The sequence below is a fragment of the Bradyrhizobium sp. AZCC 1693 genome, assembly GCF_036924745.1.
Lineage (GTDB): Bacteria > Pseudomonadota > Alphaproteobacteria > Rhizobiales > Xanthobacteraceae > Bradyrhizobium.
Genome location: NZ_JAZHSD010000001.1, coordinates 280,352 through 292,709, shown reverse-complemented (window position 1 = coordinate 292,709; position 12,358 = coordinate 280,352). Strand labels below are relative to the sequence as shown.

General features: G+C 62.7%; 12 protein-coding genes. 4 read left to right on the top strand and 8 right to left on the bottom strand.

Annotated features, from left to right (window positions below; genetic code table 11):
* Positions 1-181: 181 nt before the first annotated feature.
* Positions 182-1,714 (bottom strand): acyl-CoA carboxylase subunit beta, encoded by a 1,533-nt coding sequence (locus tag V1293_RS01470; RefSeq protein ID WP_334506042.1) that lies wholly within the window; start codon positions 1,712-1,714, stop codon positions 182-184.
* Between the two features lie 136 nt (positions 1,715-1,850).
* Between V1293_RS01470 and V1293_RS01465 the strand changes: the two genes are divergently transcribed.
* From V1293_RS01465 to V1293_RS01455, 3 genes are all read left to right on the top strand, one after another.
* Positions 1,851-2,258 (top strand): DUF4260 domain-containing protein, encoded by a 408-nt coding sequence (locus V1293_RS01465; RefSeq protein WP_334506041.1) that lies wholly within the window; start codon positions 1,851-1,853, stop codon positions 2,256-2,258.
* A gap of 66 nt (positions 2,259-2,324) precedes the next feature.
* The gene (locus V1293_RS01460) at positions 2,325-3,326 is read left to right on the top strand and encodes a dienelactone hydrolase family protein (RefSeq protein ID WP_334506040.1); all 1,002 of its coding nucleotides are present in this window, start codon (positions 2,325-2,327) and stop codon (positions 3,324-3,326) included.
* 86 nt (positions 3,327-3,412) lie between these two features.
* Positions 3,413-3,916 (top strand): hypothetical protein, encoded by a 504-nt coding sequence (locus V1293_RS01455; protein WP_334506038.1) that lies wholly within the window; start codon positions 3,413-3,415, stop codon positions 3,914-3,916.
* A gap of 43 nt (positions 3,917-3,959) precedes the next feature.
* Here V1293_RS01455 and V1293_RS01450 read toward each other — a convergent pair whose 3' ends face one another.
* Together V1293_RS01450 and blaOXA are read right to left on the bottom strand one after the other, a co-directional pair.
* Positions 3,960-5,333, bottom strand: coding sequence for a serine hydrolase (locus V1293_RS01450; RefSeq protein ID WP_334506037.1), 1,374 nt, complete (start codon positions 5,331-5,333; stop codon positions 3,960-3,962).
* Positions 5,334-5,411: 78 nt separating this feature from the next.
* Positions 5,412-6,230, bottom strand: a complete 819-nt coding sequence (gene blaOXA, locus V1293_RS01445; RefSeq protein ID WP_334506036.1) for a class D beta-lactamase — start codon at positions 6,228-6,230, stop codon at positions 5,412-5,414.
* Between the two features lie 62 nt (positions 6,231-6,292).
* On the opposite strand from blaOXA, the gene V1293_RS01440 reads away from it, so the two are divergent.
* Positions 6,293-7,534, top strand: a complete 1,242-nt coding sequence (locus tag V1293_RS01440; protein ID WP_334506035.1) for a hypothetical protein — start codon at positions 6,293-6,295, stop codon at positions 7,532-7,534.
* Between the two features lie 22 nt (positions 7,535-7,556).
* Here the strand turns inward: V1293_RS01440 and V1293_RS01435 are convergent, their stop codons facing one another.
* The 5 genes from V1293_RS01435 to V1293_RS01415 all read right to left on the bottom strand — a co-directional run bounded on the left by V1293_RS01435 (position 7,557) and on the right by V1293_RS01415 (position 12,284).
* Positions 7,557-7,823 carry an EscU/YscU/HrcU family type III secretion system export apparatus switch protein gene (locus V1293_RS01435; protein WP_334506034.1) on the bottom strand — a complete coding sequence of 89 codons (267 nt, stop codon included), beginning with the start codon at positions 7,821-7,823 and terminating at the stop codon, positions 7,557-7,559.
* Positions 7,820-9,421, bottom strand: coding sequence for a flagellar hook-length control protein FliK (gene fliK, locus V1293_RS01430; RefSeq protein WP_334506032.1), 1,602 nt, complete (start codon positions 9,419-9,421; stop codon positions 7,820-7,822). The genes V1293_RS01435 and fliK overlap by 4 nt, the downstream gene beginning before the upstream one ends.
* Positions 9,422-9,527: 106 nt before the next feature.
* A complete protein-coding gene (locus V1293_RS01425) occupies positions 9,528-9,923 on the bottom strand; it encodes a DUF2158 domain-containing protein (protein ID WP_334506030.1) in 396 nt (131 codons plus the stop codon).
* Between the two features lie 223 nt (positions 9,924-10,146).
* Entirely contained in the window at positions 10,147-10,938 is a 792-nt protein-coding gene (locus V1293_RS01420) for an ATP12 family chaperone protein (RefSeq protein WP_334506028.1), read from the bottom strand.
* 122 nt (positions 10,939-11,060) lie between these two features.
* Entirely contained in the window at positions 11,061-12,284 is a 1,224-nt protein-coding gene (locus V1293_RS01415; RefSeq protein ID WP_334506026.1) for an amidohydrolase family protein, read from the bottom strand.
* Positions 12,285-12,358 lie beyond the last annotated feature (74 nt).

Genomic DNA, 12,358 nt, shown 5'->3' with positions numbered 1-12,358 from the left:
GTCTGCCGAAGCTCGGAAGAGCGAAGGCGGAAGCGTGGCCCACCCTGCAAACTGCGTTTACGGCGAAGTAGGCCTAAGCTTCGCAGGGTGGGTTATCGTAGCGTAACCCACCGAAGTCTCGATGCGCGGTCGGTTCGGCCGGTGGGTTACGCCTTCGGCTAACCCACCATACGCATTCCCATCACAACGGCAAATTGTCGTGCTTCTTCGCCGGCATCTCGACCTTCTTGTCCTTCAACATCGCCAGCGCCCGCGCGATCCGCCTCCGTGTCGAATGCGGCATGATGACGTCGTCGATGTAGCCGCGCTCGGCGGCGATGAACGGTGACAGGAAGCGGTCTTCGTATTCCTTGGTTCGCTTGGCGATCGCGTCGGGATCGTTCATGTCGCTGCGGAAGATGATTTCGACCGCGCCCTTGGCGCCCATCACCGCGATCTGGGCGGTCGGCCAGGCGTAATTCATGTCGGCGCCGATTTCCTTCGACGCCATGACGTCGAAGGCGCCGCCATAGGCCTTTCTGGTGATGATGGTGACGAGCGGCACGGTGCATTGCGAATAGGCGAACAGCAGTTTCGCGCCGTGCTTGATCAGGCCGCCATACTCTTGCGCCGTGCCCGGCAGGAAGCCTGGCACGTCCACAAACGTCACGATCGGGATGTTGAAGGCGTCACAAAAACGAACAAAGCGCGCGGCCTTGCGGGAGGCGTCGGAGTCGAGCACGCCCGCCAGCACCATCGGCTGGTTGGCGACGATGCCCACGGTGCGGCCGGCGATGCGGCCGAAGCCGGTGACGATGTTCCGGGCAAAGGTTTCCGAGATTTCGAAAAAGTCGCCCTCGTCCACGACCTTCTGGATCAGCTCCTTCATGTCGTAGGGCTTGTTCGGATTGTCGGGGATCAGCGTATCGAGCGACATGTCCACGCGCTCGATGTCGTCAAAGCTCGGCCATTCCGGCACGCCGTCGGTGTTGTTGGACGGCAGGAAGTCGATCAGCCGGCGCATCTGCAACAGGGTCTCGACGTCATTCTCGAACGCGCCGTCGGCGATCGAGGAGCGCGTGGCGTGCACCGAGGCGCCGCCGAGCTCTTCGGCCGTCACCACCTCGTTGGTGACGGTCTTCACCACGTCGGGGCCGGTGACGAACATGTAAGAGGTGTTCTTCACCATGAAGATGAAGTCGGTCATCGCGGGCGAGTAGACGTCGCCGCCGGCGCAGGGGCCCATGATGACAGATATCTGCGGGATCACGCCCGAGGCGATGACGTTGCGGCGGAACACGTAGGAATAGCCCGCGAGCGCCGCGACGCCTTCCTGGATGCGCGCGCCGCCGGCGTCATAGAGGCCGATGATCGGCGCCCTCGCCTTCATCGCCATGTCCTGCAGTTTTGTGATTTTCAGCGCGTGGGTCTCGGACAGCGAGCCGCCGAACACGGTAAAATCCTTGGCGAACACAAAGGTCTTGCGGCCGTTTACCGTGCCCCAGCCGGTGACGACACCGTCGCCCGGCACTTTTGACTTCTCCATGCCGAATTCGGTCGAGCGGTGCTCGACGAACATGTCGAATTCCTCGAACGAGCCCTTGTCGAGCAGCAGTTCGATGCGCTCCCGCGCGGTCAATTTTCCGCGGGCGTGCTGCGCCTCGATGCGCTTCTCGCCGCCGCCGAGCTTGGCGCCGGCGCGCCGTTCTTCGAGGGTGTCCAGGATATCCTTCATGCTGCTCCCGCCCGCCTTTTGGGTAACGATTTGAGGGGGTTCTAACACGGCCTTTTCGGAAGCGGAAACACCCCTTCCGGCCTCTGGTACCGCCATCCGGCACGCCCTATATGCCCATCCTGATCAGGGGAATGGAATGACCGATACTGCAAGCGCCGACACCTCAGGCGCCGTTACCGGGGGCGTGCGCATGGTGCTCCGGCTGGAAGGATTAGCGCTCTTTATCGGTATGACGCTGCTTTATTATATCTGGGATGGCGACTGGTGGGTTTACGCCCTGCTGTTCTTCGTGCCCGATCTGAGCTTTGCGGCCTACCTGTCGGGACCCCGCTTCGGCGCCCTCATCTACAACGCAGCCCACAGCTATCTCGCGCCGATGGCGATGATGACGACCGGCTTTGGCACCGCCTCGCCGCTCATCCTCTCGATCGCCATGATCTGGCTAGCCCATATCGGCTTCGACCGCGCGCTCGGCTACGGCCTGAAATATGCCAGCGGGTTTGGCTTCACCCATATGGGACGGATCGGCAAGCTTCCGAATTGACAGGCGATTGGCCGCTTGATGTAGTCCCACCCAAAGCTGCCACAGCAATAAAATTTGGGGGGATCAATGCTGACGGATTGGCGCGTCGCGGCTGCGGCCACGATTTTCTGCACGGGGCTATTGTTCACCTGCATCGAAACCTCAGCGCAATCGATGCCAAAGGACGTCGCGGCGCGGACCGAAATCTACGCGATCCCGTCGCTGACGATTTCCGACCAGCAATTCCTTACCGGCGACGCCAACGGCAAGCAGGTCACGGTTGCCGGCGAATTCCGCATCGCGCAAGGAAGCGGAAAACTTCCGGTCGTAGTGCTGATGCATGGATCGAGCGGCGTCGGCGCCGGCATGGACCCGTGGGTGCGCCATCTCAATACGATGGGGATTTCGACCTTCGTGATCGACGGCTTCAGCGGCCGCGGGCTGACGGCGGTCGGTCCCAACCAGGCGCTGCTCGGCCGGCTCAATTTCATCGTCGATATCTACCGTTCGCTGGAAATCCTCGCCAAACATCCGCGCGTCGATCCTGACCGGATCGTGCTGATGGGATTTTCGCGCGGCGGACAGGCCACGCTCTACGCCAGCCTCGAGCGCTTCCACAAGCTCTGGAACAAGTCAGGCGCGCAGTTCGCCGCCTATATTCCGTTCTATCCGGACTGCTCGACCAGCTATGCCACCGATACCGAGACCGTGGCGCGTCCGGTCCGGATTTTTCACGGCACGCCCGACGACTATAACCCGGTCGCAAGCTGCAAGGCCTATCTCGCCCGCTTGCAGGAAGCGAAACGCGACGCGGTGCTGACGGAATATCCGGATTCCGCACACGGCTTCGATGCCGGCCTGCTCGGCCTCAGCACGGTCGTCGTGTCAGCCAATGCCCAGTCGGCGCGCAACTGCCGGCTCAAGGAGGGCGAAGGCGGTGTTCTGATGAACGACGATACCAAGGCGCCCTTCACCTACCAGGACGCCTGCATCTCACTCAATCCGCACGTCGGCGGCAATCCGGCAACCGCGCAGGAAGCGCGAAAAGCGGTGAGCGAATTCCTGCAGGCGTTGCTCAAGCTGGGATAGCTGCGCGGTGGAACCCGCCGCCCAAGCCGGGTGGCGGTGGAACCGATGAACCTGTTTGCGATTCCGGCGTTGATGGCCATACCGAAATGGAGGCCATCAACATGTCTGGATCCAGTCTCACTCAAAGGGTGTTGCTGCTTGCTGTGCTAAGCCTGCCCGGCTGCACGGCGCTGGCCGCACCTGTCTCGCCTTTCGTCGCCATGGCAGGTACATGGTCAGGCAGCGGCGTTCTGAGCACGAGCGACGGACAACAAGAGCGGTTGCGTTGCCGCGCATCGTACGACGTCGACGGGGCCGGCGATCAGCTTCGGCTCAATCTGACCTGTGCGAGCGAGAGCTACAAATTCGATCTCGCAAGCGAAGTTGAATACCGCGGTGGTGCGATCAGGGGTTCATGGACCGAAGCAAGCCGCAATGCATCCGGCACGCTTTCCGGACGCGCGGCCGGCGATCACGTCGAGGTTGCAGCGCGAGGCGACAGCTTTTCGGCCAACCTGTCGTTGACGACGCGTGGCGGCCGCCAGACGGTGTCCATCCAGCCTCAGGGCGCCAACATCACGTCCGTCTCGCTGGCGCTGAACCGGCGTTAGCCGCGAGCTAAATTGCGACGACGTTGGCGTGGATGAACTGATGCTAAGGCACCCGGCGTCCCGGCCGGTCGCGGCCGTTCTGATGCAATGTCAGCGAACGGGACACGCCGTTGTCGCTGGGATCAAAAGTGATCTGGGCGTCGACCACGCGATAGAAGAAATTCCGCTCGCTCTCGGCGAACACCTCATATTCCAACTGCTTCGTGGCCTGGATAAACAGCCGGCCGCCGTCGGCGCGCACGGTCAGCACAAAATCCGGCGTCAATTCGTAACGCCCGACATAGGTTGCGAGAATTTGCGGATCGATTGGCACCTCACGGCGAAGTTTCGGCAGCGGGTACGCCGTGTTGATGAGATGCGTGGCTAGCGCGGTATTAGCGCCGTATGCGGCCGCATTGGAGAGAAGGATACAGTTTCGCCGGGTTTTGGTCGAGTAGCCGATGAAGGTGGCATAGCCACCGGTGCCGCCGTCCTTCCAGACCAACTCATCGCCGAACCGCGACGCGACGAACCAACCCAGCGCCACGTCACGCTCCTTCGCCCTTGGACGACGTTCGGAAAGCGTCATCTTCAGCGCGGCGGCAATCGGCTCGTCAGCGGGATTCATGCACGTCCGGAGAAATTTCATCAGGTCGTTCGCCGTCGAACGCAGCGCGCCCGCACCGGCGAGCGCCGAAAAATCCCAGTTCGCGACGGGCGTCAAACCGGCGTTATGGCCGCGCGCCAGACGTTGCTGCATCGAACTCGAAAGCGTGATGCGTGTATCGTCCATGCCAAGCGGCGCGCAAATGCGAGAGACGACCAGTTCCTCATAACTCCTGCCAGCGCACCGCTCCAGAATGTGACCCAGCAGGCCGAAACCGAGATTGGCGTATTCGTAGTGCTTGCCCGGCTTGAAGCCGAGCTTGTGGTTCGAGAGATAATCGTAGAGCCGATCGGCCGTGTAATCGATGTAGGGATTGTTCGGATCTTTCGGCGCGAAATTGGAGGGCATCCGCGGCAGGCCCGATGTGTAGGTCGCAAGGTCAAGGAGCGTGATCGGCGCACCCTCGAAATCCGGCACCTTGACGCTATCAGGCAGATATTTGGCCGCGGGGTCATCTGGTGCGACCTCCCCGCGCAAGACCATGTCGGCAAACAACAGCGCGGTGAACACCTTGGTGATCGAGCCGATCTCGAAAACCGTGTCAGCGTCGAGCGCGCGATTGTTTGCCGGATCGGATTGCCCGTACACGGTGACGCTGCGCCGATCCCCGTCGAGGAAGGCGGCAACAAGGCCCAGCGTGTCACGCCCAACATCCACCCTCTCCTTGAGGATGGCAGCAATATCCTGGTCCGCTGGGGTCTGCGCCCAGCCCCAGGCTGGCCGAAGCGCAAGCGCCAAGCCTCCCAGCAATACCGAGCGACGATCCGGCATGCACACCCCCTCTGGTAGTCAGGGCATGCTAGTTCAACTCGCCCCCGCGCACCAGCCGAGACCGCGCAGATCAGCCCGTCAATAGGCCACGATATCGGCAAGGCATTGCTGCGTCACCGTCATACGGGCGGCGATGTGGCTTTGCTCCTTGCAGTCCATGTTCATGGCGAACACGGTGGTGGAAGAGCCCTTCTCGACCCAGCCGACCATCCAGCCCAATGACGGCTTGCCTTGCTCCGCTCCCAGAAGGCCGCTCTTGGCGCGGATGGTGGCGTCGCCGACTTTCGTCACGGGCAGGATGTCACGCGTCAGCTTCTGGCTGCGCTTCGAGACCGGCAGCACGCCGCGCCGCAGCCGGTCGACGAAATCGATCTGCTGGACGGGATCGATGCGAAGATTTCCCGTGAGCCAGAACTGGTCGATGCCGCCGCCGATGTCGCGGTTGCCATAGTCGAACAGGTCGACATATTTCTGCATGCGCTCGGCCCCGATGCGCCGGGCGATCTCCTGATAGACCGGCACCGCGGACACCGCGATCGCCGAGCGCAGCGTGTGGTCCTTGTTCCAGGGCTCGATGCTGCGCGTCACGCCGTCCCACTTGAAGACGTCCTTGTCGGGGTCCTCGACCACGCCGGTCTCCAGCGCGATGATCGAATTCGGAATCTTGAAGGTCGAGGCCGGCAGCCTGCCCTCGCCCGAGCGCACCTTGTCGCTGGCGATGATCAGGTAATCATCTACCTTGTAGGCGACGAAGGTACCTGTCGTGCCGAGGTCGAAAAACCGCTTGGCCAGATCGTCGCGAAACTCGCTGCGCTGGTAGGAGACGTTGGCGAAACTGCGGGTGGGAAGAATGCTCGCGGCGGTGAGTAGGCCGAGCGCATGGCGGCGATTGATCACGGTGGTATCCGAGCTGGTTGAGGAACGTGAGAAAACGATGCAGATGGCATCGTGGTAAAACAATGACAATCGAAATACCAGGATGCACCTCCCTTCCAGACGCGCCAAGGATTGCGGTACAACTCAACGCTATTACAGCGCGTGCCGCCAACACCTTTGGAAAGTTTGCTTTGCGAAAGATCTTTCTTGTACCGGCGATCTTCGTCCCCGCTGTCGCCTCTGCGATGGCCAATCTGCCGTTTGCGCCGATCTCCCCGCAACCTGACTATGTCGTCACCATGGTCGAGAGCATGTATGGCAAGGAGGTCGCCAAACGAAGTGTGACTCATCACGGAGATTGGACCCGTGTAGATCGAATTGAAGGCACCTACCGTTTCGTCGCGTATTACTCCGTCAATGGCGTCGTTTCAGTCCATGATCAGCGCAGGGTGTCATCGACATTTCTCAGTCGTGGTGGCATTGATCTATCTTATCGTGGCTACCGGCCTCGCAATACCGGGGAACGGCAGGCGCATCTCGACGAGACCTGCACGGTGTGGGAAGTATCGAGACCCAGTGAAGGGGCCCCCAGCGACTCGGGCTCTTTCCATCTGAGCTGCGTCACGGATGACGGCATTGAGTTGTGGCAGAGGTCCACCTTCGGAAACAAGGTAATTACATTCGCCGAGGCAACGCGCGTGGAGCGCCGGACGGTCACAGCGGACGAGGTGAAGCCCTCGCGCTCGCTCTTGATCCTGGATTGGTGGGATCGAGATGCGCCAACTTTGGGAGCATCGGGAATACTCGGCTATGAAATAACTATGGAGCTTTCGGGCCAGTCCGCCGATGCAGGAAAATCGGTTCGAACAACGCGCCAGCGCGGTCAGTGGCAGTCAATAGAGGAAACTGTAAGCGGCGTACGCCGCAAGCTTGAGATCGTGCATGATTCTGGTCGGATGGGCTTTGAATATGTCTGGGACGAATTAGGCGCACCCAAGCGGCTCGCCATCACCCGGCCGGCATCTGCGCCGGAGGATGCGGCGACCACAACGCCCGCAATGTGGCACGAAACAAACCGCTCGGAGACGATCCTTGGCGAGACCTGCCGTTGGTTCTACTTGTTCACATTTTGGGACGTCAGCCGATCAAGGTGCCTGACGAGCGACGGCGTTACGCTGAAGGATCATTGGCGGTGGCGTGCCGTGGAGGGGCCGGAGGTGGTGAAGGAATGGATCGCGGTCCGCATGACGCGGCGTCCGGTCAACATTGATGAGATCAAGCCGTCGGCAGGACTTCTCGATCCTCATGTGTGGGGAATCGAGTAGCGACGCGGGCAACCATTCTCAATCACCGGATCCGCCCCGACAGCCGCAGCACGAAGATCAGCACTTCGGCGACCGCCTTGTAGAGGTCCGGCGGAATTTCGTCGCCGATCTCGACATGGGACAAGGCGCCCGCCAGAACCTCGTTCTCCTCGATCGGGATGTCATGTTCCCGGGCGACGGCGATGATCCTGGCACCGATGACGCCCTTGCCCTTCGCCACGACCCGTGGGGCGCCGGTCTTGTCGTAGTGCAGCGCGACCGCAAGCTTGTTCCTGATCTCGACGCTCATAGCGCGCGGTCCAGAAAATGGCCGGCACGGGCGGTAGGTGCGGGCTGTGGCGGCGCGCCGTCGCGGATCACGATATCGCCTGGCTGCAACTCGGCGCGGCTGAGCGCCTGGCTGAGCTGCGAGGTTTCGGCGCGTAGTTGCTCTGCCGTAGCAGGCCGTTCGGCCCAGATCCGCACCGAGGTCTTTTCGCCGGTCAGCGATATCAGCGCATGAACCGGACCGGCCGGCTCGACGTCGAGGGAAAATCGCGCGCGCCATACCCGCTTGGCCGCCTCGACGCCCTCGCCGCCGCCATCGCGGGAAATCTCGAACTGCGCCATCGCCGTGCCCTGCGGCGTTGCGAACGGAATTTCGAAATTCCAGCGTGGCACGGTCATGTCGGCCTTCGGCGCCGAATTGTCGATACGATCCGGCAGGGAGGCCACCTGCAGCAGGGTTTGCCGCGCGATGGCGGCATCGGTGTCATCGAGCAGATGATGCGCGGTCGCCTCGAGCGGCGCATGCGGCGCGATGGTGGGCTGTGCGATGGGCTGGGCGGCCGGAAGCGCGCCGCGGACGGGCGGCGGCGGCGGCGTGTTGGTGTGAAAGGCCACGTCCGCGCCACGAACCTCTTTCGACGGGGCGGCTGCCCGCGCCGGGGTGCCAAGCTCCTGCAGCGCTTCCTGCAGCAGGTTCAAGGTCGCACCGGCCGAAGGTCCTGCGTCAAGCGCAGCCGCAAGCGGACTGCGCGCGGCCTGGCCGGCCAGCGCGAGGTTTTCGGCGACCACCAACCGTGCCTGCGGCAGCAGGATTTCCTGGACATCGAGATTGGGCGACGAAGACGGCGCAAGGCTTGCCGCAGCGACGTGTGGCGCCGCTGCATCCGCCGCGGGGGGCGTAACGGGCGTCGCGGCTGTTGCGTTGCTGCCAAGCGCCGACTGCAGCGTCTGGCGAAGCACGATCAGCGCGGCCTTGAGATCGGGAACGCCGCTCGCGGGGACCGAGCCAGCCGCCAGCGACGCCTCGAGAAAAATTCCGGATTTCTGGAACGCCGTCTTGATGTCACCGCCGTCGAGGTTTTGGTCGAGGCTCGTCTGTTGCGCCAGCACCTGCGCGATCGCCGCCTGCAATTTCGGCGGCAGATTGCTGGAGGAAACCGCCGCACCCAGATTGGCAAACAACGGCGCCAGGCTGTCCTGTTCGGTGACCGCGGCTTGCGCGGCTGCTGAGACGGCTACGCGCTCCAGCGGCGTCAGCACGTTCTTCGGTGACACGATGGCCGGCCGAGTGACGGCCGCATCGGCCAGCGCATCGGGCGACAAGGTGACGGCGTCGGCTGCGGTGCCCGCGGCATCGCCGCCCTGCCCGACCACGGCGAGGCGGATGCCGTCCCTGGTCTGCATGACCGCAAGCTGCAGGTTCTGGCCCTGCTGCAACGGGATTTCCGAGGCCACATCGATCGAGAGGCTGGCGATGGCAATCCGCACCAGATCGGCGGACAGCACTTTCAGAACCTGGGCGTTGACGACACTTCCCGGCTGCAGCACGAGCTCGGGCGCAATGCCGCCAGCCTCTTGGGCTGATAGCACCGGGAGAACGGGATTGATTGATATCGCCATATCAAGAGGTCTCGGCCAGACTAGAGACTAACCCGGCGTCGTAAACCTCTCGTTAATACTCTGCCCTTTCGGGCCTCTTAGTACCGGCAATTCCACCTTCGATCCGTCAGGCAGCGACATCGTTGGGAGCCGGCGCCGTGTCCGATTGTTCAGCAACGGTCTTTGCGGACTCCGGTTGTCCCGCAACCTCCCTTGAAACATCGCTCTCGGTATCCGCCGGGGCGTTCATGGCGCCGACCATCTCATCAAGAACCATCTTGTACTCACCGGCGACCTCCTCCAAACGCGCCTTTCGTTTTCTTGAAGAGGTCTTTTGCAACCGTGCGGGTTCGATCGCATCCTGTCCGAACCGTACGCGCTGAAGCTTCTCGCCGACGAACCAGACGCAGACGATGCCCGTGACTTTGTTGTCATCGAAAATGTCGGTGTTCACCGCATCCACGGTCATGATCGGACCGCCGGATTTCAGCACCACGAGATTTCCCGGTTTGAAAACGGTCATTCGTATATCCGCGGTCAACAGTTTTGATGAGCGCAACTCGCGGCGATAATCGTTTCGTCTGGAAGTTGCCGACGCGCGATCGTCCAGACAATGCGCCGTCACCATGTCGATACGTGCAACTTATGCTAGCACATCGCCCCGATTCGCGGCAGGCGACCGGCTTGCGCTGCCCACGAAGGCTTCGATGCCAAGCGTGTTCCGTCGCGGTGGGCGGAAGCCAATCTCAGCGCGAGGAAGGCCCGCCGGGATTCAATTCCCTGAGAATGGTCACCGCTGCCCGGAAATCGACCAGCCGGGCGGCCCGGCGGGCCGCCACCTCCTCGTCCACGCCCCATTTTTCGGCGTTCCAGTCCTCATCGACATGGGCGGCGGTCCAGACCTGATCGGGATCGCGGACGCCGTGCAGCAATGCCAACGCCAGCAGCGCGGAGCCCGTGAGCGTCGTCACCACATGCAGGGCGGCCACCGACCAGGGGTCGGCCGGAAACACGCCGCGGGCGGCCTTGATCGCCTGCGCCGGCTGGGCGGCATGCACGATGCCCTCGGACAGGATGAAATGGGCGCCTAGTTCGTTCGCGGCCCAGGACAGCACCGGGTCCCAATGCGCGGCTTCGCGCGCGACCAGCGCCTCGGGATGGTCGGCGCGGTAGAACAGCAGATCCGTGCCGAGATATTTTGCGACATCGTCGGCCACGGCATCGACGCGGTCGGTGACCTCGGCGACGCTGTTGGCAAAACGCGTCAGCGGCATGGTCAGGGGATCGATGGTCTCGCCTTGCGCATTCCATTCGGCGGCGATCGCTTCCGCAATGGCGCCGGTCGGCGCCACCACCTGGCGGCCGGAAGGCGTGCGGATCGGCTTGCCGTCCAGCGTGACGGAAAACCCGCCATCCGCCACGGCCGTGCCGGCCTCCTTGTAGAACCGCTTGCGCTGGGGCGTGCGCGTGGCGCGTCGCACCGCCTCCTCCGGATCGAGCGGAGAATGTCCGGCGACTTCATCGAATAGTTCACGCATCTCGTGTTCAGCTTCCCGCGGGCGGCGATAAATTCAGGTCTGACAATACGATAACGGTGGATGCAAATAAAGCCGATGAGGAACTTGCGGCGATGGTTGCGATGCTGCTGGTTCCGCCGGCGTCAGGGTTTTTGATAGATCACCTTGCCGGCGCGGATGGTGTAGGCAACCTTGGCGAGATTGGTGACATCGGCGGTGGGATCGCCGTCGAGCACCACGACGTCGGCGTCAAACCCCTTCTCGACCCGCCCCTTCGTCGCGGCCTTGAAATACTGCGCGGGGTTGGTCGTCAGCGACGCCAGGATCTGGCGTTCGGACAGCGCGCGGTGCATCAGTTCATATTCGAGCGTGGTGTCGTAATACGTCGTGAAGCCGATGTCAGTGCCGAACAGGACCGGACCGCCATTGTCGGAGAACGCCTTGACCTGATTGACGGTCGTAGCGACGAGGCGGGCCGCGATATCAGGTCCGACCGGCAGTTTTGCAAACAGCGACAATGTTGGAACCAGGGCAATGCCCTGCTGCTTGAAACGCGCGAGTTGCCCGGGCGAATAGACCGGTTCGCCGGCCACCGTGTGAGCCATGATGTCGACGCCAGCCGCGATGACCGTGTCTACGCCCGCCATGTTTTGCGGATGGGCGAACACCGGCTTGCCCGCGGCATGCGCCACGTCGACGGCTGCCTTGGCGACGGCCGGATCCATGTTCACGACCGGCTTGCCGGAGCCCTTGAAGGAGCCGGTGAACAGCTTCACGCCATCGAGCACGCCGATATACCTGCGCGCCAACTGAGCGGCCTCGTCGGGCGTCGCAGCCTCCGGCAGTTGCATTTCGGCCGGGAGATAGACGGGATGGCCATCCTTGGGGAAGATGTCGAGTGTCGAATAGATATTCGGGCCCGGCACCTCGCCGGCGTTGACCCTGCGGCGCAATGCCAGGGTATCTTGCCCGTCTGAGCCAAGATCCCAGACGGTCGTAAAACCCCACCGCGTCAGCATCTCCCGCATATGCTCTTGTAGCGGCGCGGCGGGAGCAGAGCCTGCGTTCTTCCAGACGGCTTCCGTGAAATGGACATGGCTGTTCCAGAAGCCGGCCACCACCGTCTTGCCGGTGCAATCAATGACGCGCGCATCGGACGGAATCTGCACGTCGCTGCGGCTGCCGATCGCGGCAATGACGCCGTCGGAGGCGATAATGACCGCATCGGGAAGCGGCGCGGCGTCGGGCAAGGCGTAGACCTTGCCGCCGACGAGAGCGAGGGTCTGCGCGTTGGCCGGCGCACTCGCACCGGCGGCCCCGATCAGAACGAAAAAGCAAAACGCGAGGCGGACCAGATTTCCGTTCATGCGCGGCATTCCCAAGGTTGCTCCGGGCGGCCTGATGTTAGAGACCGCCTGGACCGCGCAATATCAAATCAGCG

Coding starts and splice junctions, on each gene's coding strand:
- V1293_RS01420 (WP_334506028.1), bottom strand. CDS start 10,938: ATGCGTGAACTATTCGATGAAGTCGCCGGACATTCTCCGCTCGATCCG.
- V1293_RS01415 (WP_334506026.1), bottom strand. CDS start 12,284: ATGAACGGAAATCTGGTCCGCCTCGCGTTTTGCTTTTTCGTTCTGATC.
- fliK (WP_334506032.1), bottom strand. CDS start 9,421: ATGGCGATATCAATCAATCCCGTTCTCCCGGTGCTATCAGCCCAAGAG.
- V1293_RS01450 (WP_334506037.1), bottom strand. CDS start 5,333: ATGCCGGATCGTCGCTCGGTATTGCTGGGAGGCTTGGCGCTTGCGCTT.
- V1293_RS01460 (WP_334506040.1), top strand. CDS start 2,325: ATGCTGACGGATTGGCGCGTCGCGGCTGCGGCCACGATTTTCTGCACG.
- V1293_RS01425 (WP_334506030.1), bottom strand. CDS start 9,923: ATGACCGTTTTCAAACCGGGAAATCTCGTGGTGCTGAAATCCGGCGGT.
- V1293_RS01455 (WP_334506038.1), top strand. CDS start 3,413: ATGGAGGCCATCAACATGTCTGGATCCAGTCTCACTCAAAGGGTGTTG.
- V1293_RS01435 (WP_334506034.1), bottom strand. CDS start 7,823: ATGAGCGTCGAGATCAGGAACAAGCTTGCGGTCGCGCTGCACTACGAC.
- V1293_RS01470 (WP_334506042.1), bottom strand. CDS start 1,714: ATGAAGGATATCCTGGACACCCTCGAAGAACGGCGCGCCGGCGCCAAG.
- V1293_RS01465 (WP_334506041.1), top strand. CDS start 1,851: ATGACCGATACTGCAAGCGCCGACACCTCAGGCGCCGTTACCGGGGGC.
- V1293_RS01440 (WP_334506035.1), top strand. CDS start 6,293: ATGACAATCGAAATACCAGGATGCACCTCCCTTCCAGACGCGCCAAGG.